Genomic DNA, 21,422 nt, shown 5'->3' with positions numbered 1-21,422 from the left:
CATGACGGGATTGCCCGAGACCATCACGGCCTGCCTGTTCGACCTCGACGGAGTACTGACCGGCACGGCGGTCCTCCACCGCGAGGCCTGGAAGCGGACGTTCGACGAGTTTCTCCGCACGCGCGACGGCGCCGGCTTCGCCGAGTTCACCGACCATGACTACGCGGCCTATGTGGACGGCCGCCCCCGCGCCGACGGCGTGCGCGAGTTCCTGCGGTCACGGGAGATCGTGCTGCCGGAGGGCGAACCGGACGACCCGGTGGACGACCCGACCGTCAACGGCGTCGGCAACCGCAAGAACGAGCTCGTCTTGAAGATCATCGACGAGCGCGGCGTCAATCCTTACCCCGGTTCGGTCCGCTACCTCGAAGCGGTCAAGGCCGCCGGCCTGCGGATCGCCGTGGTGACGTCGTCCGCGAACGGCGCGAAGGTGCTGGACGGCGGCGACCTCAGCAAGTTCGTCGAAGCCCGGATCGACGGCATCGTCATCCGCGAGCAGCACCTCAACGGCAAGCCGGCGCCGGACTCGTTCCTGGCCGGCGCCGCCGCGCTCGGCGTCGAACCCGCGCACGCGGCCGTCTTCGAGGATGCCCAGTCCGGCGTCCAGGCGGGCAAAGCCGGCGGCTTCGGGTACGTCGTAGGCGTGAACCGGGCCGACCAGGCCGCCGAACTGCGGGCCCACGGGGCCGACATCGTCGTCGACGACCTCGCCGACCTCCTGGAGGACCGATGAGCGAAGAGGTACACGGCTACGAGTGCTCGCCGTGGGAACTGCGGTGGCGCGGCATGGACGTCGACGCCCTGCAGCGCACCGAATCGGCGTTCGCGGTGTCCAACGGCCACATCGGCCTGCGCGGCACCCTCGAGGAGGCCGAGCCGCGCGGGCTGCCCGGCACCTACCTCAACGGGTTCTACGAGCAGCACGAACTCCCCTACGCCGAAGCGGGCTACGGCTACCCCGAAGAGGGCCAGACCGTCGTCAACGTGACCGACGGCAAGATCATCCGGCTGCTCGTCGAGGACGAACCGCTCGACATGCGCTACGGCGCCGCCACCAAGCACGACCGCGTGCTCGACTTCCGCAAGGGCACGCTGTGCCGCAGCACCGAGTGGTCGTCGCCGACCGGACGGCGGGTCCGCGTGCGCACCGAGCGGCTGGTGTCGTTCACCCAGCGCGCGATCGCCGCGATCCGGTACGAGGTCGAGCCGCTCGACGAGGACCTGCAGCTGGTCGTGCAGTCCGACCTGCTCGCCAACGAGCCGATCGAGTCCGACACCAGCGACCCGCGGGTGGCCGCCGCGCTGGAGGCACCGCTGGTGAGCGAGTTCCACCGCGCGTCGGAGTACAACGCCGTGCTGGTGCACCAGACCCGCCGGTCCGGGCTGCGGATGGCCGCGGCGATGGACCACAAGATCGAGGTGGACGACGGGATCCGTGCCCGCATCCACGCCGAGGAGGACCTCGCGCGGCTGACGGTCGCGGTCGACGTCCCCCAGGGCAGCCGGCTGCGGATCACCAAGTTCCTCGCCTACGGCTGGTCCGCGCAGCGCTCGGTACCCGCGCTGCGCTCGCAGGTCGAGGCCGCGCTGGCCGGCGCCCGCCAGACGGGCTGGAAGGGCCTGCTCACCGAGCAGCGCGAGTTCCTCGACGACTACTGGGCGACGTCGGACGTCGAGATCGACGGCGATCCCGAGCTGCAGCAGGCCGTCCGCTTCGCGCTGTTCCACATCCTCCAGGCCGGGGCCCGCGGCGAGAGCCGCGCGATCGCCGGCAAGGGACTGACCGGGCCCGGCTACGACGGGCATGCCTTCTGGGACACCGAATCCTTCGTCCTGCCGGTGCTCACCTACACCATCCCGGACGCGGCGCGCGACGCCCTCCGCTGGCGGCACTCCACAATGGACAAAGCGCGGGAACGCGCGCACCAGCTGGGGTTGCGCGGCGCGGCCTTCCCGTGGCGCTCCATCAACGGCGCCGAGTGCTCGGCGTACTGGCCGGCGGGCACGGCGGCGTTCCACGTCAGCGCGGACATCGCCGACGCCGTCCTGCGCTACCTCAACGCCACCGGCGACGAGGAGTTCGAGCGCGACTACGGCACCGAGCTGCTGCTGGAAACCGCGCGGCTGTGGGCGTCGCTGGGCCACCACGACCGGCACGGCGCGTTCCGCATCGACGGCGTCACCGGGCCGGACGAGTACTCGGCGGTGGCGGACAACAACGTCTACACGAACCTGATGGCGCGGCGGAACCTCCTGGCCGCGGCGGACTCGTGCGAGCGGCAGCCGGACGTGGCCGCGCGGTTCGCGGTCGACACCGTCGAGCTGGACTCGTGGCGCGCGGCCGCCGCGGCGATGTTCCTGCCCTACGACGAAGAACTCGGCGTGCACCCCCAGTCGGAGGGGTTCCTCGACCACGACGAGTGGGACTACGAGGGCACCGACCCCGCCTACTACCCGCTGCTGCTGCACTTCCCGTACTTCGACCTCTACCGCAAGCAGGTCGTGAAGCAGGCGGACCTGGTGCTGGCGCTGCACCTGTGCGGTGACTCGTTCAGCCCGCGGGAGAAGGCCCGCGACTTCGCCTACTACGAGGCGAGGACCGTGCGCGACTCCTCGCTGTCGGCGGGGACGCAGGCGGTCATCGCCGCCGAGGTGGGTCACCTCGAGCTGGCCTACGACTACCTCGCCGAGGCCGCGCTGACCGACCTGCACGACGTGCACAACAACGTCCGCAACGGCCTGCACATGGCGTCGCTGGCCGGGGCGTGGCAGGGCGCGGTGGCCGGGTTCGGCGGCCTGCGCGACCACGGCGGGACGCTCTCGTTCGCGCCGCGGCTGCCGCCGCAGCTGGACCGGATCACCTTCCGGCTGATGTTCCGCGGCACCCGGTTCCAGGTCGAGATCGACCGTGACCAGGCCACCTACCACGTGGTGGCCGGTGCTCCCCTGGAAGTGCTGCACCACGACGAGCGCATCACGATCACCGGCGAGCCGCAGCGGTTCGCGATCCCGAAGATCGACGCGGGAGAACCGCCGAAGCAGCCGCCGGGCCGCGCCCCGATGCGGCGCGACTCGGAAATGGTGCGTCAGTACGCGGAGCCGACCAACCCTGTCACTGAGGAAGGTCGCTGACGACGTCGCGCGCGGGTGGGGCCGGAACCTCTTCGGTCCCACCCGGGCTGACGTCCGGATCGGGCGCGGTGGGCACGTCGTGGGTCAGCTGGCCGGGCTTCGGCAGCTTCGGGAGTTCGTCGTCTTCGTCGTCGTGGGCGTGGATGCGCTGCTGCTCGCTCATGTGTTCCGGAATACCCGGTTTTCCGGGCCACGGCCAGCTGATCAGGCCGCCCGTTTCGCCGCCGCGGCTCTCGCCTTGTCCTGCAGGGTGAGGAGCAGGCCGTCACGGGTGGACCAGGGGCAGATCGCCACCTTGCCGCCCGCGACCGTCAGCAGCGCTTCCGCCACGATCGCGCCCGCGAGGGCCTGGTGGGCACGGCTGCGGGAGATGCCGGGCAGCTTCGCCCGCCTCGACGGCGGCAGCGCGGCGAGCCGCGGGATCCACGCCCGCAGGTCGTCGAGCCGCAGTTCACGGCACTTCCCCGGGCGGGCGCCCGCCAGCCGCGCGAGCTGCTGCAGCACCTTCGAACAGCCGACGACGCACGGGTCCTCGACGTCCGCGGCCCGCAGCGCGGTGCCCACGACGTCGAGCGCGTGCGCTCGCAAGGCCTTGACCTGCTTGTTCGACACGCGCTCGGACGGCAGCCAGTCCCGCGTCATCGACCGGGCGCCCAACGGCAGCGAGCGCGCGAACGTCGCCTTCTCACCACATCCGGCGGCCAGCTCGACGGTCCCGCCGCCGATGTCGAGCACCAGCATCGGGCAGGCGTCCGCGTCGTACCAGCGGCGGGCGGCCAGGTAGGTCAGCTCGGCCTCGTAGCGGCCGGAGAGGAATCGCAGCTCGACGCCGGTTTCCCCGGCCACGTGCCGGACGATTTCCGCCGCGTTGGCCGCGTCGCGGATCGAAGACGTCGCGAGCGGGTAGACACCGGTGACCCCGTGGCGGTACGCCGTGGTCATCCCGGCGGCGACGGCCGCCGTGACGGCCGAGATGCCCCGGTCGGTGAGCCGGCCGCGGCCGTCGAGCTCGCGGTCCAGGCGAAGCCGGGTCTGGTGGTTCAGCACCGGCTCCTGCGGCGAGCCGTCCACCGGCACCACGACCAGCCGGGCGCTGAACGAACCGACGTCCAGCACGCCCACCGCGGCCTCTTCGATTTTTCGCACAGCTCGGCGCACCTCACTTCCGCCTCGATGAATATCCCCAGTTCGAAGGCTTCAAACCAGCAATGATGTCCGATGTCACGCCGTTCCGCCGGATATCGACGCCATTGGCCCCCTCCGGACGTGTCTTTCTGATGCGAAGGTCACAGTGGGATAACCCGATTGAGTGAATCCCTGTAGCGGTGGACACGTTTCGGTAACGCCCGCGGCCACGATGCGATTCACCGGACATCAGCAGTGGCGGGAGCAGCGAAAAGTGAGCGAACGGCCCGAGCGGCGATCCGAGCTCGCGCGGCCGGCCGCGGTCGTGCTCGCGGTCGTGGCCGGGCTCGGCTGCGTCCTGCTCGGCGTCGCCGCGGTGCTCGCCCCGGCCACGACGGTGACCTCCGGCGCGGCGTCCACGGACCCGTCCGCGCCGGCCGGCGCCCGGCCGGCGGCGCTCATGGTCCCCGAACTCGGCCTGGCGCTGAACCACGTGGTCGGCCTCGGCCACGTCGGAGGCCGCCGGGAGCAGCCCGGCACGGCCCTCGGCGTCGGCTGGTTCGCCGACGGCCCGGTCCCCGGCGCCCCCGGCGTCGCGGTGTTTTCCGGGCACTCCGGCTTCGGCTATTCCGCCGGCGCGTTCGCCCGCCTGGACACGCTGAAGCCGGGCGACACGATCCTCGTCCGCGACGAACGCGGCCGCGAGGCCCGCTTCACGGTCCGCACGACGGCCCTGTTCCCCGCCGCCGAGCCGGACAGCACGCTGATCGCCCCCGAAGGAACGGGCCCGGAGCTGCGGCTGATCACCAGCGACGGCACCCACGACGACCCCGCCCTCAGCGGCCCCCGGGTCGCGATCTACGCGGCCCCGGCCTGACCGGGCGCGGCAAAGTACGTGATGGCCACCTTGAGGAACTTGAAGTTCCTCAAGGTGGCCATCACGTACTTTGCCGCTCAGCCGATCAGCTCGCGCAGCTGCGACACTCCCGCCACGCGCGCCTCGCGGCCCGGCTGCAGCGGGCTCACCACCAGCGTCGTCACGCCGGCGTCGGCGAAGGCCGCCAGCCGCTCCTTCACGTAGGCCGCCGGGCCGACCAGGGAGATCGCGCGCAGCAGCTCCGCCGGGACGGCGGCCGCGGCTTCCTCCTTCTTGCCGTCGAGGTAGAGGTCCTGGATCAGCTTCGCCTCGGCCTCGTAGCCGTAGCGGCAGGCCAGGTCGTTGTAGAAGTTCTTGCCCCGCGCGCCCATCCCGCCGACGTACAGCGCCACCATCGGGCGGACGTGGTCGAGCAGCGGCTCGACGTCGTCGCCGATCGCCAGGGCCACGGTGACGAACGTGTCCAGCTCGCCCAGCGCCGGGTCGCGCTTCGCCTTGCCCGCGGCGAGGGACTCGCCCCAGACGTCGGCGGCCTTCTCCGGGTGGAAGAAGATCGGCTGCCAGCCCTCGGCGATCTCGGCGGTGAGCGCGACGTTCTTCGGGCCGAGCGAGGCCAGCAGCACCGGGATCCGCTCGCGCACCGGGTGGTTGATCAGCTTCAGCGGCTTGCCCAGCCCGGTGCCCTGCTCGGGCGGCAGCGGGATCGTGTAGTGCTTGCCCTCGTGCACGACGCGTTCGCGGCGCCACACCTGGCGGCAGATCTCGACGATCTCGCGGGTGCGGGCCAGCGGCGCGTCGTACTTCACGCCGTGGAAGCCTTCGATGACCTGCGGGCCGGACGCGCCGAGCCCGAGGATGAACCGCCCGTCGGAGACGAAGTCGAGCCCGGCGGCGGTCATCGCGGTCAGCGTCGGCGTGCGGGTGAAGATCTGGAAGATGCCCGACGCGAGCTGGACGCGCTCGGTCTTCGCGGCCAGGTAGCCGAGCTGGCTGACGGCGTCGAACGAGTACGCCTCCGGCACGAAGACGACGTCGAGGCCGGCCTTCTCCAGTTCGACGATGTCGGCGACGCTTTCGCCGAAACCTCCGGCGTAGCTGATCGCGGTCCCGATCCTCATGAGCATCCTCCCGGACTAAGCGTGCGCTTAGCCTAGCCCGGGACCACCGTCCCGCGCACCTCCCCCATGCCGATCCGCGCGCCACCCGGCCCGGGGGCCGTCGCGCTGATCACCACCTCGTCCCCGTCTTCGAGGAACGTGCGGGTTTCCCCGCCCGGCAGCTCGAACGGCTCCCGCCCGCCCCACGACAGTTCCAGGAACGAGCCGCGCTGCTCGCGTTCCGGACCGGTCACCGTGCCCGACGCGAACAGGTCGCCGGTGCGCAGGCTCGCCCCGTTGACCGTCATGTGCGCCAGCTGCTGCGGGGCCGTCCAGTACTGGGTCGCGAACGGCGGGCTCGACACCAGGTGGCCGTTGAGCCGGACCTCCAGCACCAGGTCCAGCCCCCACTTCCCGGCCGTCCGCAGGTACTCGAAGGGTTCCGGGTCCTGCGGCGGGCCGTCGACGCGGGCGTGCTCCAGCGCGGCGAGCGGGACGACCCACGGCGACACCGACGTCGCGAACGACTTGCCGAGGAACGGGCCCAGCGGCTGGTACTCCCAGGCCTGGATATCCCGCGCCGACCAGTCGTTGACGAGGCAGACGCCGAACACGTGGTCCGCGAAGTCCGCGGTGGACACGCGGGTGCCCACAGTGGACGGAACGCCGACGACGAACCCGACCTCCGCCTCGATGTCCAGCCGCTGCGAAGGCCCGAACGACGGCGCCTCGGCGGCGCGGGGCTTGCGCTGCCCGTGCGGCCGGACGACCGGCGTGCCGGAGGCCACCACCGTGCCGGCCCGGCCGTGGTAGCCGATCGGCAGGTGCTTCCAGTTCGGCGGCAGCTCGGTGGCGTCGGGCCGGAAGATCTTGCCGGCGTTGAGGGCGTGCTGCTCGCTGGAGTAGAAGTCGACGTAGTCGGCGACCTCGAACGCCAGGTGTGTGGTCACCTCGGTCGAGGAGACCAGATGCGGCCGGAGCCGGTCGGCGTACCGGGGTTCGGTCAGCCATTCCCGGACGCTTGCGCGGACGTCCCGCCAGGTGCCGGGCCCGGCGGCCAGCAGCGGGTTGAGCACCCCGGCGGTGAGCAGCGGGGCGAACGCGGCCGCCGTCTCGGCGGCCGCGGCGGTCAGATCGAGCACCCGGTCACCGACCGGAACACCGATCCGCCGCGCGGGCGCCCCGGCGACCGAGAAGACGCCGTAGGGAAGGTTGTCCAGACCGAACGGCGTGTCATCGGCGAGCTCGAGCCAGGTCACGGTCACTCCTCGTCTCGGGCGGCTCGCGCCGCCACCCAGTCGGCCACCACGTCCGCCAGCACCGGGAGCGGCAGGGTTCCGCTGCCGAGCACCGTGTCGTGGAACTCGCGGATGTCGAACCGCTCGCCCAGCGTCCGCTCGGCCTCGGCCCGCAGCCGCTCGATCTCCAGGCGCCCCACCATGTAGCCGAGCGCCTGGCCGGGGTGGCCGGCGTAGCGGTCGATCTCCGCCTCGATCTCGATCTGCGCCATCGGGGTGTTGTCGCGCAGGTAGTCGACGGCGCGTTGCCGGTTCCAGCCCAGCGCGTGCAGGCCGGTGTCCACCACCAGCCGCGCCGCTCGCATCGAGTCCTGCGTCAGCAGCCCGAGCCGGGCGACGTCGTCCGAGTACAGCCCCATCTCGTCCGCGAGCCGCTCGGCGTAGAGCCCCCAGCCCTCGGCGTAGGCGTTGAACATGCCGACCCGCCGCAGCAACGGCACGCCGGTCAGCTGCTGGGCGAGCGCCAGCTGGAAGTGGTGCCCCGGCACGGCCTCGTGGAACGCGACCGATTCGCCGAGCGTCCGCTGCCGCTGGTCCGCCTCGTGGGTGTTCGCGTAGTAGGTGCCCGGCCGCGAACCGTCCAGCGACGGCTCGATGTAGTACGCGATCGACCCGCTTGCCGCCTCCGCGGCCGGCACCGGCGCGACCTCGCAACGCCCCTCCGGAATACGCGAGAACCATTGGGGCGCCACGGTTTCCGCCCGTGCGATGGTTTCCCGGGCGGCTTGCAGCAGTTCGTCCCCGTCCCGCCAGCGCAACGCCGGGTCCGTGCGGATCCGGTCGAAGATCTCGGCCAGCTCGGTGGTACCGAACACCTTCGCCCCCAGCTCGCGGTACTCCCCCGCCAGCCGCTCGATGATCGCCAGACCGGTCTCGTGCAGGTCCTGCGCCGTGCGCTCGGTCGTCGTCTCCGCGCGGATCAGCGCCGCGTACCGTTCCGGCCCACCCGGCAGGTCGCCGATGCCCGGTGACGTCTCCGGCCGCGAGACCGGGACGACCTCCTCGGCCAGGAAGTCGCGGTACCGCGCATACGCGGGCCGCACCACTTCGGCCAGCAGGCGGTCGCGCTCGGCCTCGAGCCCGCGGACCGGGACCTTCAGCGGGTCGTTCGCCGGGTCGCCGAGGTAGCGCTCGACGTAGCCGACGCCGATGCGCGCCAGGAACTCCGGCGGCGTCAGCCCCTCGGCGAGCGCGGCCCGCTGCCGCTCGATCAGCTGGTCCAGGTACGTGCCGATCGCGGCGAGCCGGCTCAGGTAGCCGCGGGCCTTGGCCTCGTCGTCGAGCACCGTCTGCGGCAGCTCCGTCAGCAGTTCGAGGGCCGGCGCCGCCAGCCCGTCGCTGACCGCGATGTCGGCCCGGCCGGAGTCCAGCACGTCGATCTGCGTGCGCGCCTGCCAGATCACGACGTCACGGGTGACGCGCCCGGCCGGCGTCAGTGCCGCCGCGTCGAGCGCCTCCGCCCGGGCGATGATCCGCGTGAGCCCGGCGCGGTACCGGGCGGCCGCTTCGGCGGTCTGGTCGGCGAGCTTGTCGTGCGTGCCCGGCAAGCCGTACACCGACGGGTAGAGCGGCTGCGCCTCGAACATCAGCTCCAGGCACTCGTCGGCGAGCCGGTCGGGCGTGTCGCGGTGGCCCGCCACCCAGTCGGCGACCACCCCGGACAGCACCGGCAGCGGCAGCGTCCCGCTGCCGAGCACGACATCGTGGAACTCGCGGATGTCGAACCGGTCGTCCAGTTCCCGCTCGGCTTCGGCGCGCAGCCGCTGGATCTCCAGGCGCCCCACCATGTAGCCCAGCGCCTGCCCCGGGTTGGCGACGTACCGGTCGATCTCCGCCTCGATCTCCAGCCGCGCCATCGGCGTGTGCCCGGCCAGGAAGTCGACGGCCTGCTGCCGGCTCCACCCGAGCGCGTGCAGGCCCGTGTCGACCACCAGGCGGCCGGCGCGCATCGAGTCCTGGGTCAGCATGCCCAGCCGCGCGACGTCATCGGAGTACAGGCCCATCTCGTCCGCGAGCCGCTCGGCGTACAGGCCCCACCCTTCGCCATAGGCGTTGACGTGCGCGATCCGGCGCAGCAGCGGCAGGCCGGTCAGGTCCTGCGCGAGGCACAGCTGGAAGTGGTGGCCCGGCACGGCTTCGTGGAACGCGACGGCCTCGCTGGTGAACCGTGGCCGCTTGGCCGCCTCGTAGGTGTTGGCGTAGTAGACGCCCGGCCGCGTCCCGTCCAGCGACGGCCGCAGGTAGTACGCGATCGTGCCGCTGGCGGCTTCGGCCGCGGGCACCGGCGCGACCTCGCACTTCTGCTCCGGCACGCGGGAGAACCACTGCGGGGCGACGGCTTCCGCCCGGGTGATGGCGGCGCGGGCCCCGGCCAGCAGTTCCTCCCCGTCGCGCCAGCGCAAGACGGGGTCGGTGCGCAGCCGCTCGAAGATCTCGGCGAGATCGGTGGTGCCGAACAGCTTCGCCCCCAGCTCCCGGTACTCCTCCGCGAGCTTTGCGATCAGCGCCAGGCCGGTCTCGTGCAGGTCCTGTGCCGTGCGCTCGGTCGTCGTCTCGACGCGGATCAGGGCGGCGTACCGCTCCTGCCCACCCGGAAGGTGCCCGATGCCCGGCGACGTTTCGGGCCGGGCCACCGGCGCGACCTCGTCGGCCAGGAAAGCGCGATACCGCGCGTACGCCGGCCGGACGACCTCCTCGAGGAGGCGGTCTCGTTCGGCCTCGAAGCCTTCGAGCGCATACGGCGGTGTCACCCGCAGCGGGTCGCTCCCGGGCGCGCCGAGGTAGCGGTCGACGTAACCGATGCCGGTGCGGACCAGGAAGTCCGGCGGCACGAGCCCCTCGGCCACCGCGGCCCGCTGCCGGGCGATCCACGCGTCGAGGTAGCCGCCGATGCCGGCCAGCCGGGCCAGGTAGCCGCGGACCTTCGGCTCGTCGTCCAGCACCGTCTGCGGCAGGTAGAGCAGCGGCTGCAGCGCGGGCGCGCCGAGCCCGTCGCTGACCGCGAGGTCGGCCCGGCGCGAGTCGATCTCGTCGATCTCGGTCTTGGCCTGGGACAGCACCACTTCCCGGGTGACGCGCTCCGCCGCCGTCAGCCCCGCGGGGTCGAGCGCCTCGGCCCGCGCGACGATCGCGGCGTAGCCGTCGCGGAACCGCGCTTCGGCTCCCGGGTCGGGCAGCTTGTCGTGGTCGCCCGGCAGGCCGAACACCGACGGGTAGACGGGCTGCCGGGCGAAGTTCAGCTCGACCAGGTCGTCGGCCAGCTTGTCCGGGGTGTCGCCCCGGCTCGCCACCCAGTCCGTGACCACCTTGGCCAGCGCGGACAGCGGGAGCATGCCGTGGCCGAGCACGACCTCGTGGAAGTCGCGGATGTCGAACCGCTCGCCCAGCGCCTGCTCGGCTTCGGCGCGCAGCCGCTCGATCTCCAGGCGCCCCACCATGTAGCCCAGCGCCTGCCCCGGCCAGCCGACGTACCGGTCGATTTCGGCCTCGATCTCCAGCTGTGCCATCGGCGTGTGCCCGGCCAGGAAGTCGACGGCCTGCTGCCGGCTCCACCCGAGCGCGTGCAGGCCGGTGTCGACGACCAACCGGCCCGCCCGCATGGAATCCTGCGTGAGCATGCCGAAGCGCGCGACGTCGTCGGAGTACAGGCCCATCTCGTCCGCGAGCCGCTCGGCGTAGAGCCCCCAGCCCTCGGCGTAGGCGTTGAACATGCCGACTCGCCGCAGCAGCGGCAGGTCCCGCAGCTCCTGGGCCAGGCTGAGCTGGAAGTGGTGGCCCGGCACGGCTTCGTGGAACGCGATCGCCTCGCTGGTGAACCGCGGCCGCTTGGCCGCCTCGTACGTGTTGGCGTAGTAGGTGCCCGGCCGCGAACCGTCGAGCGACGGCTCGAGGTAGTAGGCGATCGTGCCGCTCGCCGCGTCGGCTTCGGGCACCGGCGCGACCTCGCACTTCTCCACCGGGATCCGCGAGAACCACTGCGGCGCCACGGCTTCGGCCCGCGCGATGGCGTCTCGGGCCGCGGACAGCAGCTCGTCGCCGTCGCGCCACCGCAGGGCCGGGTCGGTGCGCAGCCGGTCGAAGATCTCGGCCAGATCGCTGGTGCCGAACACCTTCGCGCCCAGCTCGCGGTACTCCCCCGCCAGCTTCTCGATGATCGCCAGACCGGTGTCGTGCAGGTCCTGCGCCGTGCGCTCGGTCGTCGTCTCCGCGCGGATCAGCGCCGCGTACCGCTCCGCCCCGCCCGGCAGGTCGCCGATGCCCGGCGCGGTGTCCGGCCGGCCGGCCGGTGCCACCTCGGTGCGAAGGAAGTCGCGATACCGCGCGTACGCCGGGTGGACGACCTCCGCGAGGAGGCGATCGCGCTCGGCTTCGAAGCCCTCGACGGCCGCGGTCGTGCCGGCCTTCAGCGGATCGGTGTCCGGCGCGGCGAGGTAGCGGTCGATGTACTCGGCGCCGGCACGGGCGAGGTAGGCCGGCGGGACGAGCCCCTCGCCGAGGCTTTGACGCTGCCGCTCGGTGAGCGTGGCGAGGAACGGCTCGATCGCGGCGAGCCGGGTGAGGTAGCCGCGCGCCTTCTTCTCGTTGTCCAGCTTGTAGTAGGGCAGGTACGTGAGCAGCCCCAGTGCGGGGGCGGTGAGCCCGTCGCTGACGGAGATGTCGGCCGTCCGCGAGGCCAGCCGGTCGGCCTCGACCTCGGCGGCGGCGATCACGACCTCCCGCGTCACGGCCTCTTCCGGTGTCAGGCTGCCGGTGGCCAGTGCCCGCGCACGGGCAGCGAGAGCCGTGTACGCCGCGTGGAAACGCTCCCGCGCTTCGCGCGACTGGTCGGCGAGCCGGTCGTGGCCGCCGGGCAGACCGAGGATCGACGGCTCCAGCGGCTCCTGTTCGAACGTCAGCTCGACGAGCTCGCTCGCCAGGCCGTCGGCGGTGTCGCCGTGCCCGGCCACCCACTCGTCGACGACGGACGCCAGCGCGGGCAGCGGCAGCGAGCCGCCGGCCAGCACGAGGTCGTGGAACGCCCGGACGTCGAACCGCGAGCCGAGCCGCTCCTCGGCGCCGGTGCGGATCCGCTGGATTTCCAGACGCCCCACCATGTACGCCAGCGCCTGGCCCGGCCACGCGATGTAACGGTCCACTTCGGACTCGATCTCGACGCGCGCCTCCGGCGTGTGCTCGAGGAAGTAGTCCACGGCCTGCTGCCGGCTCCAGCCCAGCGCGTGCAGCCCGGTGTCGATGACGAGCCGGGCCGCCCGCACGGAGTCGGCGGTCAGCATGCCGAGCCGCGCGACGTCGTCGGAGTAGAGGCCCATTTCGTCGGCCAGGCGCTCGCTGTAGAGGCCCCAGCCCTCGGTGTAGGCGGTGAAGTTGCCGATGCGGCGCAGCAGCGGCAGTTCGGTGAGGCCCTGGGCGAGGCTGAGCTGGAAGTGGTGCCCGGGCACGGCTTCGTGGAAGGCGGTCGCCTCGGCCGTGTGCCGGAACCGCTCGGTGGCTTCGTGGGTGTTCGCGAAGTAGATGCCGGGCCGCGAGCCGTCGGCGGCCGGCCGCAGGTAGTACGCCGAGGGCGCGCCGGGCGCGACCTCCGCCGGCACCGCCTCGACCGAGCACTGCTCCGCCGGGACGCGGCCGAACCACTTCGGGGCCTCGGCGGCCGCCCGGGCGACGGCCGTACGGGCGGTGTCCAGCAGCTCGTCACCATTGCGCCAGCGCAGCGCGGGGTCGGCACGCAGGCGCTCGAAGATCTCGGCCAGGTCGTCGGTGCCGAATACCTTCAGCCCCAGCTCGCGGTACTCGACGGCGAGCGAAGCGATGACGTCGAGACCGATCCGGTGCAGTTCCTGCGGAGTGAGCTCGGTGGTCGTGTGCATCCGCACGAGCCCGGCGTACGCCGCGTCGCCGCCGGGCAGCCACGACAGACCGGGCCGGTCCGCGGGCCGCCCGTGCGGCTTCACCTCGTCAACGAGGAACCGGCGGTACTCGGCGAAGGCCGGGCGGACGACGTCGGCGAGCAGTTCGTCGCGCCGCCGCTCGAACTCCTCGTCCGGCGCCGGCTGGCGGCGCAGCGGGTCGGCCGCCGGCTCGGCGAGGTAGCGGTCGAGGTGCGCGACGGCGGCGTCGACCACATGGGCCACCGGGAGCAGGCCGTCGGCGAGGCCCTCGGCGTGCCGCCGCGCGGCCTGGCGCAGGAACTCCGGGACGGCGGCCAGCCGCCCGAGCTGGGCCTCCGCGGCCGCGCCCGCCGTCACCGTCGTCATCGGCAGGGCGGTGAGCAGCGAAGCCGCGGGCGCGACGAAGAGGTTCGTGACGGTGAACTCCACCATGCGGGAGTCGATGGCCGCGATACGGGACTCGGCCGAGCTGATCAGGACCTCGCGGGTCATCCTGTCCTCGGCGGACAGGCCGCCGGTTTCCAGCGCGCGGGCCCGCTCGAGGAACGTCTCGAGCCGGGCCCGGAACGCCTGCTCGGCTTCGGCGGACAGGTCCGGCAGGCCGGGCTCCGCCGGGCGGACGCCCAGCAGAGCCGGCGTCAGCGGATCGGCGTCGAACAGCGCTTCGACGAACTCGTCGGCGAGTTCGATGACCGCGGTCATGGCAGGCCCCCCAGCTTCGGCTGATGTACTCCCGGCCGACCCTAACGGAGATCACCGACAAGAACGGCGGACCGTTCGCCGGGGGCGGACGGCCTTCGGCACGAGCGCGCCGGCGAGGCGGTAGCGTTCCCCGAGTGGCCGTGACCGATCCCGTGGATACCCGTCTGCTCGCCGCGCTCGCCGACCTCGGCAAGGCCGCGGTACACGAGCTGGCGGCGAAGGTCGGCATGGATCCCCGCGAGGTCGCCTACCGGCTGGTCGCCCTCTCCGGCAGCGGGCTCCCCCTGCTCGTCGGCGTCGAGAGCGACCCCCAGGGGCTGCGGGCGGCGATCGCCGGCGCCCCGCCGTCGTGGGCGAACCGGCCCCCGCAGCAGGTCCCGGCCCCGCCGTCGCAGCCGGTGCCGCAGCAGCCGGTCCCGCCGGTCCAGGGCGTGCCGTCGGGTCCCTACAACGTCCAGGGCGCGCCTTCTGGGCCCTACACCGTCCAAGGCGCGCCATCGGGGCCGTACAACGTCCAGGGCGCGCCTTCTGGGCCCTACACCGTGCAGGGCACGCCGTCGGGGCGGTTCCCCGGCCCGCCGCCGCGGCCGCAGCCGCCGCGGTTCACCCCGCCGCCGGTGCCGCTCGACCCGGCCGTGAGCACGTGGGGCCTGCCGCAGACGGCGTCGTGGGCCCGCGGCGACGACCCCGCCCGCCCGGGTGCGCCCGCGACCGGCAAGCGGGGCAGGCTCGGCGAGGTCATGGAGACCCTCGGTCTCGAGGGCGAGCAGCTGTCGGTGCAGCTGCTGGAAGTCCAGGACCCCGCGGACTACCTCTTCGGCGCGGCCGGGTACCGCCTGGAAGAGGGCGAACGCGCGGTGGTCGTGCACACCGAGATCACCAACCGCGGGGCGATCCCGTTCGCGTCGCTGCCGGACAACTACCTCGAGCTGCTCGCCGCCGACGGCAAGGCGATCGGCAAGGCCCCGGTGTCGCTGACGTCGCGGCCGCCGCACAAGATCGGCGTCAAGCCGGGCGAAACGCTCGGCGGCCACACGGTGTACGTCCTCCCGGACGCCACCCGCGTGGTCTCGGTCCGCTGGAGCCCGCGGCCGGAGCCCGACGAGCGCACGCTGACCTGGTCGATCGAGGACTAGTAGCTCTCGTCGCGCAGGGTTTCCAGGGCCTTCGCCAGGTCGTCCGGGTACTCCGACTCGAACTGGACCCACCGGCCGTCCGCCGGGTGCGCGAATCCCAGAGTCTTCGCGTGCAGCCACTGCCTGTTCAGGCCGAGGTGCCGGGCCAGGACCGGGTCGGCGCCGTAGGTCAGGTCACCGACGCAGGGGTGCCGCAGCGCCGAAAAGTGAACGCGGATCTGGTGCGTCCGCCCGGTTTCGAGCTTGATGTGCGTCAGCGACGCCGCCCGGAACGCCTCGACGACCTCGTAGTGCGTGACGCTCGGGCGGCCGCCCTGGACGACCGCGAACTTGTAGTCGTGGCGCGGGTGCCGGTCGATGGGCGCGTCGATCGTGCCGCGCATCGGGTCCGGGTGGCCCTGGACGATCGCGTGGTAGCCCTTGTCGACCGTGCGTTCCTTGAACGCGCGCTTCAGCACCGTGTAGGCGTGCTCGCTCTTGGCCACCACCATCACGCCGGTGGTGCCCGCGTCGAGCCGGTGCACGACGCCCTGGCGCTCGGCCGCGCCCGACGTCGCGATGCGCAGGCCCGCCGCGGCGAGGCCGCCGACGACGGTCGGGCCGGTCCAGCCCGGGCTCGGGTGCACCGCGACCCCGACCGGCTTGGAGATCACGACGATGTCGTCGTCGTCGTGGAGGATCTGCATGCCCGCGACCGGCTCGGCGACGATCTCGACCGGGTTCGCCGGCTCCGGGAGGGTGATCTCCAGCAGGCCACCCCCGGAGAGGCGGTCGGACTTGCCCGCGGGACGGCCGTCGAGCAGCACGTCCCCGGATTCGGCCAGTTCCGCGACGACGGTGCGCGAAAGGCCGAGCAGCTTGGCGAGGCCGGCGTCGACCCGCATCCCGTCGAGCCCGTCGGGCACCGGGAGCATCCGCGAGCTCACGCCTGCTCCTCCTGAGTCTTCTCGATCTTCTTCTTGTCCTTGGTCGACGTGCCGTCGTAGTCCTTGCCCAGCAGCGACAGCAGCACGATCAGAGCGCCGCCGACGCAGATCGCCGAGTCGGCGATGTTGAAGATCGCGAAGCCCTTGCCGTTGGGGGCGAACGCCGAGATGAAGTCGACGACGTGGCCCTGCAGCCCGCCGGGCGCGCGGAAGATGCGGTCGGTCAGGTTGCCGGTGGCGCCGGCGAGCACGAGGCCGAGGCCGATCGCCCAGCCGATCGACCGCAGCCGCCGCGACAGCCAGATGATGGCGATGACGACGGCCAGCGCGACCAGCGCGAGCACCCACGTCATGCCGGTGGCCATCGAGAACGCGGCACCCGGGTTGCGGATGACCTGCAGGTAGATCAGCCCGCCGAGGACCTTGACCGGCTCCTTGCCCTCCAGGTTGGCGACGACCAGGTTCTTCGTCACCAGGTCGATCGCCCAGAACACGGCGGCGACCGCGAACACCCAGCCGACCCGCCGCTTCGGCAGCAACGGCTTCGCCGGGACCTCCGGGTTCTCGGGCGCGTCGGCCTCGAGATCGGGCACGGCCTCGGGATCGGGCCCGGCCTCGGCGGGCGCGGCGGTGTCGGGTTCGGAGTGGCTGGGCTCGGTGCTCACCGGTCCATTGTCCACGGCGCTGGTCACGGCGTGTCGGCGGCGGTGTCGTGGCGGCGTCGCAGCAGGGCGGTGAAGGCCGCGGCGAGCAGCACGATCGCCGAGGCCAGCACCCCCACGAGGTCCGCCGAGAGCACCACGGCGACCAGGGCGAACGCGGCCGCCGTGAGCAGGACGAACCGGCTGCGCTCGTACGCGGCGAGCACGAGCAGGCCGAGCGTGGCCAGCAGTGGGCCGCGCAGGCCGTCGTCGAGCCGGAACTGCCAGGACCCGGCCAGGTCGAGCAGCGGGACGGCGAGCAGCGCGGCGACCGCGCCGAGGACGAACCGCCCGGTGCGGACCGGCCGGTGGGCGAACGCGTACCAGACGGCCGTGCCGGCGACCACCACGCCGAGCGTGACCAGCCACGCGGGCCCTTCGGGGAGGCCACGCGGCGACGAGTGGAAATAGTCCAGGGGCATCCGGTACGCCTCGCTGTACACCGTCGCGCCGTCCGGGACGGCCGGTCCGAGCAGGAGGTTCGCGGCCTCGCTCTCGGCTCGGCTACGGCGTGCCGCCAGCTGCACCGCGGCCAACCCGATCTGGGCGAACCCCAGCAGTGCCAGCGGAAACCAGAAACGCGGCCCTCTCCCCATCGGGCCAGGCTAGCGCTCAGCAGAACGGCGGCAGCTCCCGCGGGTCGCCCACCGGCGCCCAGCGGCCGTCCACCTTCGCGTACTCCCAGCGGGCTCCGCGCGCCACGATCTGCCGCAGCGCCAGGACCACGCGGTCGACGTGCTCCTCGGTGCTGCCGAGGCCGAGGCTGACGCGCACTGCCTGCCGCCCGTCGCCGCCGGTGACGCCGATCAGGCGCTGGGCCGCGATGTGGGCGCAGAAGGCGCCGTCGCGGACGCCGATGCCGTATTCGGCCGACAGCACCGCGGCGAGCCAGCCCGGGTCGAAGCCGTCGACGACGAAGCTGACCGTGCCGACCCGGTCGACCGGCGCGTCGAACAGCCGCAGTTCGGCGCAGCCCGGGATGCCCTCGAGGCCCTTGCGCAGCCGGGTGAGCAGGGCCTGCTCGTGCGCCACGACGGCGTCCCAGTCGCGGCTCAGGGTTTCGCACGCGACACCGAGCGCGTACACGCCGACGGTGTTGGGCGAGCCGGCTTCGTGCCGCTCCGGCCCGGTGTTCCAGACGACGGCGTCCTCGGTGACGAGCTTCGTCGCGCCGCCGCCGGCGAGGTACGGGCGGGCCGCGCGCAGCCAGTCGGCGCGGCCGATCAGCGCGCCCGCGCCGAAGGGCGCATACAGCTTGTGACCGGACAGCGCGACGTAGTCGACGTCCAGTTCCCTGATCGAGATCCGGCGGTGCGGGGCGAGCTGGGCGGCGTCGAGCGCGACGCGGGCGCCATGCCTGCGCGCCACCGCGGCGATCTCCGCCACCGGCAGCAGCTCACCGGTCACATTGGACGCTCCGGTGACGACGACCAGCCGCGGTCCTTCCGGGGCGTCCGCGAGCGCTTCGTCCACAGCGGACACCGCGGCGAGGCGGGTGCGCGGGGTCGGCAGCCGCCGGACGTTCGGCCCCTGCCACGGCAGGAGAGCGGCGTGGTGCTCGGTGTCGAACACGATCACCGTGGTGTGCCGGGGCAAGCTGCGGGCGAGCAGGTTGAAGGAGTCGGTGGTGTTGCGGGTGAACACGACGGTGTCGGTCCGCCGCGCGTCGACGAACCGGCGCAGGACGTCGCGGGTGCGCTCGTAGAGCCTGGTCGACACCTGCGACGCGAAGCCCGCGCCGCGGTGGACGCTGGCGTACCACGGCAGGAACTCGTCGACGGCGCTGCGGACGGCGTCGAGACAAGGGGCGCTCGCCGCGTGGTCGAGGTTGGCGTACCCGATGTCCCCACCGGTCACCAGCGGCACCCGCAGCGACGCACCGGCGACGGCGGGGATGTCCTGGGGGACAGTATTTTCGGGAGCGGCAGTATTTTCGAGCTGCGTGCGATCGATGGCGAGAGTCATCGGTGCCTCCTCGGCAGTCCGGGGGACCCCCGGCGAGGGGCCCGCGCTTGCCTGTCGCACGACGCGACCGGCCCGGTCTTCACCCGGGGCACCCCACCGCGGTAGGAGGGTTGCCGGCCAGCAAGCCGGGGCTTCGCGCTGGCACTCATGACCTGAGGCAAAAGGTAACCGAGAACGCGCCCCGCGGCCAACCCCCGCCTCACATTCTGAGACGGCGGTCACAGAGCGTGCTCAGCGGCCGGACTCGCCCTTCCAGCGGGCCAGGCGCCCGGCCCGGTCGACGGCGCGGAGCCGGCGTTCGGCGGCGTCGCGGACGTCACTCGTCGTGACGACCAGCAGCTGGTCGTTCTCCTGCAGCCGGCTGGTCTTCTGCGGCGTGAAACCCGTGCCGTCCCGCACGACCAGGCTGACCGTCGCCCCGATCGGCAGCCGCAGCTCGGACAGGTACACGCCGTGCATCTTCGAGCCGGGCTGGATCCGGACCTGCAGCAGCTCGGCCCCCAGCTCGTCCAGCGGCGCGGAGTCGACCTCGATCTCGTGCGCCTCGGACTTCTTGGCCAGCCCGAGCTTGCGCGCGAGCGGCCCGAGCGTCGCCCCCTGCAGCAGCGTCAGCACGATGACCAGCACGAACACCGCGTCGACCAGCCGCTGCGCGCCCGGCAGGCCCTCCGACAACGGGATCATGGCGAGCACGATCGGCACCGCGCCGCGCAGCCCGGCCCACGACAGGAACGCCTGCTCCCGCCACGGCAGCCGGAACGGCAGCATCGCCAGCACGACGGAGATCGGCCGCGCCAGCAGCAGCACGACGGCGGCCGCGACCAGGCCCGGCACGATCGCGTCGAGCAGCCGGCCCGGCGAGGCGAACAGGCCGAGCAGGACGAACAGCCCGATCTGCGCCAGCCAGCCCAGCCCCTCGGCGAACGACAGCGTGTCCGACCGGTGCGGCAGCCGCGAGTTGCCGAGCACCAGCGCGGCGACATAGGTGGCGAGCAGCCCGGACGCGTGCAGCAGCTGCCCGGACGAGTAGGCCACGACGCACACCGCGACCGTCGCGAGCGGGTAGAGGCCGGTGGCCGGCAGCGCGGCCCGGCGCAGCGCGAACCCGCCGAGCCAGCCGAACGCGAGCCCGATCACCAGGCCCGTCGTCAGCTCGTAGACCGCCAGCAGCGGCAACGTCCAGTCCACAGTGGAGCCCTCGGCCAGCACCACGACGGCGATGTAGGCCGGCGCGTCGTTGATGCCCGACTCGAGCTCGAGCGCCCCGGTGAGCCGTTTGCCGATCCCCGCCGTGCGCAGCACCGAAAACACCGCGGCCGCGTCGGTGGAGGCGAGCACCGCGCCCCACAGCAGGGCCAGCCGCCAGTCGAGGCCGAGCAGCCAGTGCAGGGCCGCGCCGGTGACCGCGATGCTCACCACGACAGCCACTGTGGACAGTGCGATCCCGCTGCCCAGCGCGGGTTTCACCGCCGACCAGCGCGTGGTCAGCCCGCCTTCGGCGAGGATCATGACGAGGGCGGCGAGGCCGAGCGACTGGGTCAGGCCCGGGTTGTCGAACCGGACTCCGAAGCCGGCTTCGCCCAGCACGACGCCGATCGCGAGGTAGAGCAGCAGCGAAGGCAGGCCGAGCCGGATCGACACGCGCACGGCGAGCACGGAGGCCAGCAGCACGACGCCGCCGACGCCGAGCAACACGGGGAGCTGGTCCATGCCGCCTCCTCCCGAGTGCCGTGGGCACTCAGAATAGTGAAGCGGCCGGGTTAACTCGTTCGTGTACCGCTGCCCCGCGGCGGCCCCCCGGTGTGTTAAGGCCTACCCAGCGCGTCGAGATCGACACCGAGTGCCGCGAAGGGCTGTGCCGCGCCCGGCAGGACCTTGACCGCGCGGTGCCCGTCCCGGGCGACCCAGCCGGCACCGACAGCGCGGTCCAACAGCGCCGCCGGCAGCGCCCCGGCGAGGTGGTCCCGGCGCTCCGTCCAATCCAGACAGTCACGCAGCAGCGGCCGCCGCCCGGCGGCGACCGGCACGCCCAGGCCCGCCAGCACCTCGCGGCCGCGGCCGGTCAGCGCCAGCCCCGCCGCCGCGTCGACCAGGCCGGTGGCCAGCATGCCGTCGCGGAGGGCGACCCCGAGCACACCGGCGAGGTGGTCGTAACACGTCCGGGCGAACCCGAGCCGCCGCACGCGCAACGACGACTTCAGCCCGGTCGCCGGCCGGTGCCCGGCAGTTTTTCGGGGGCTCCGGGTGGCGGAGCCCCCCGCCCGGGGCGGAGCCCCGGACGTCACTGCGTGCTGGGCGAGGTGCTCGATCAGCTCGGCGACGCGCGGATCGGCGATCCGGACGTAGCTGGCCCGGCCCTGCTTGGCCCGGGCGACGAACCCCGCGTCGGCCAGCCGGGTGACGTGCTCGCTGGCCGTCGAAAGCGCGATCCCGGCCGCCTTCGCCAGCTCACCGACCGTCCAGGCCCGCCCGTCCAGCAGGACGAGGCACATGGTGGCGCGGCTCGGGTCGGCCAGCACCGCGGCCACCTCGGCCAGCGCGATCGTCTCCATGCCCCCACGCTACGGCCCGCGAACTT

At 72.9% G+C, this 21,422-nt stretch carries 15 protein-coding genes and 1 riboswitch; of the genes, 4 read left to right on the top strand and 11 right to left on the bottom strand.

The window, feature by feature from the left end; genetic code table 11:
* Position 1 precedes the first annotated feature (1 nt).
* Both A3CE_RS0142125 and A3CE_RS0142120 read left to right on the top strand, forming a co-directional pair.
* Positions 2 to 733, top strand: a complete 732-nt coding sequence (locus A3CE_RS0142125) for an HAD family hydrolase (RefSeq protein WP_020646134.1) — start codon at positions 2 to 4, stop codon at positions 731 to 733.
* The gene (locus A3CE_RS0142120; RefSeq protein WP_020646133.1) at positions 730 to 3,132 is read left to right on the top strand and encodes a glycoside hydrolase family 65 protein; all 2,403 of its coding nucleotides are present in this window, start codon (positions 730 to 732) and stop codon (positions 3,130 to 3,132) included. The genes A3CE_RS0142125 and A3CE_RS0142120 overlap by 4 nt, the downstream gene beginning before the upstream one ends.
* On the opposite strand, the gene A3CE_RS0142115 is transcribed toward A3CE_RS0142120, so the two are convergent.
* On the bottom strand, positions 3,113 to 3,295 hold the full coding sequence (locus A3CE_RS0142115) for a hypothetical protein (RefSeq protein ID WP_020646132.1): 183 nt from the start codon (positions 3,293 to 3,295) through the stop codon (positions 3,113 to 3,115). The genes A3CE_RS0142120 and A3CE_RS0142115 overlap by 20 nt on opposite strands.
* Positions 3,296 to 3,336: 41 nt before the next feature.
* Positions 3,337 to 4,278 (bottom strand): Ppx/GppA phosphatase family protein, encoded by a 942-nt coding sequence (locus A3CE_RS0142110; RefSeq protein WP_020646131.1) that lies wholly within the window; start codon positions 4,276 to 4,278, stop codon positions 3,337 to 3,339.
* 253 nt (positions 4,279 to 4,531) lie between these two features.
* On the opposite strand from A3CE_RS0142110, the gene A3CE_RS0142105 reads away from it, so the two are divergent.
* Complete coding sequence (locus A3CE_RS0142105) at positions 4,532 to 5,134, top strand: class F sortase (RefSeq protein WP_020646130.1); 603 nt, start codon at positions 4,532 to 4,534, stop codon at positions 5,132 to 5,134.
* A 77-nt stretch (positions 5,135 to 5,211) separates the two neighbouring features.
* On the opposite strand, the gene A3CE_RS0142095 is transcribed toward A3CE_RS0142105, so the two are convergent.
* From A3CE_RS0142095 to A3CE_RS0142085, 3 genes are read right to left on the bottom strand one after another with little or no spacing between them, the layout of a single operon-like run.
* Positions 5,212 to 6,252: an LLM class F420-dependent oxidoreductase gene (locus A3CE_RS0142095; RefSeq protein ID WP_020646129.1), complete on the bottom strand. Its 1,041-nt coding sequence runs from the start codon at positions 6,250 to 6,252 to the stop codon at positions 5,212 to 5,214.
* 32 nt (positions 6,253 to 6,284) lie between these two features.
* Positions 6,285 to 7,496, bottom strand: coding sequence for a fumarylacetoacetase (gene fahA / locus A3CE_RS0142090; RefSeq protein WP_020646128.1), 1,212 nt, complete (start codon positions 7,494 to 7,496; stop codon positions 6,285 to 6,287).
* Positions 7,493 to 14,116 (bottom strand): DUF885 domain-containing protein, encoded by a 6,624-nt coding sequence (locus tag A3CE_RS0142085; RefSeq protein ID WP_020646127.1) that lies wholly within the window; start codon positions 14,114 to 14,116, stop codon positions 7,493 to 7,495. The genes fahA and A3CE_RS0142085 overlap by 4 nt, the downstream gene beginning before the upstream one ends.
* A 134-nt stretch (positions 14,117 to 14,250) precedes the next feature.
* Here A3CE_RS0142085 and A3CE_RS0142080 point away from each other — a divergent pair, with 134 nt between their 5' ends.
* On the top strand, positions 14,251 to 15,252 hold the full coding sequence (locus A3CE_RS0142080) for an AsnC family protein (RefSeq protein ID WP_020646126.1): 1,002 nt from the start codon (positions 14,251 to 14,253) through the stop codon (positions 15,250 to 15,252).
* On the opposite strand, the gene A3CE_RS0142075 is transcribed toward A3CE_RS0142080, so the two are convergent.
* The 6 genes from A3CE_RS0142075 to A3CE_RS0142050 form a co-directional block, all read right to left on the bottom strand.
* Positions 15,249 to 16,178, bottom strand: a complete 930-nt coding sequence (locus tag A3CE_RS0142075; RefSeq protein WP_020646125.1) for an RluA family pseudouridine synthase — start codon at positions 16,176 to 16,178, stop codon at positions 15,249 to 15,251. The two genes, A3CE_RS0142080 and A3CE_RS0142075, sit on opposite strands and share 4 nt — an antisense overlap.
* Positions 16,175 to 16,843, bottom strand: coding sequence for a signal peptidase II (gene lspA / locus A3CE_RS0142070; RefSeq protein WP_376741705.1), 669 nt, complete (start codon positions 16,841 to 16,843; stop codon positions 16,175 to 16,177). The genes A3CE_RS0142075 and lspA overlap by 4 nt, the downstream gene beginning before the upstream one ends.
* A 23-nt stretch (positions 16,844 to 16,866) precedes the next feature.
* Positions 16,867 to 17,475, bottom strand: a complete 609-nt coding sequence (locus A3CE_RS58130) for a hypothetical protein (protein ID WP_020646123.1) — start codon at positions 17,473 to 17,475, stop codon at positions 16,867 to 16,869.
* A gap of 16 nt (positions 17,476 to 17,491) precedes the next feature.
* Positions 17,492 to 18,844, bottom strand: coding sequence for an aminotransferase class V-fold PLP-dependent enzyme (locus tag A3CE_RS0142060; protein WP_020646122.1), 1,353 nt, complete (start codon positions 18,842 to 18,844; stop codon positions 17,492 to 17,494).
* Between the two features lie 38 nt (positions 18,845 to 18,882).
* Positions 18,883 to 18,997: riboswitch (SAM riboswitch) on the bottom strand.
* 78 nt (positions 18,998 to 19,075) lie between these two features.
* Entirely contained in the window at positions 19,076 to 20,554 is a 1,479-nt protein-coding gene (locus A3CE_RS0142055) for a potassium/proton antiporter (RefSeq protein WP_020646121.1), read from the bottom strand.
* A gap of 95 nt (positions 20,555 to 20,649) precedes the next feature.
* A complete protein-coding gene (locus A3CE_RS0142050; RefSeq protein ID WP_020646120.1) occupies positions 20,650 to 21,396 on the bottom strand; it encodes an ArsR/SmtB family transcription factor in 747 nt (248 codons plus the stop codon).
* Positions 21,397 to 21,422: the final 26 nt, after the last annotated feature.

The sequence above is a fragment of the Amycolatopsis balhimycina FH 1894 genome, assembly GCF_000384295.1.
Taxonomy (GTDB): Bacteria; Actinomycetota; Actinomycetes; order Mycobacteriales; family Pseudonocardiaceae; genus Amycolatopsis; species Amycolatopsis balhimycina.
This window is presented reverse-complemented; position numbering and strand designations above follow the sequence as displayed.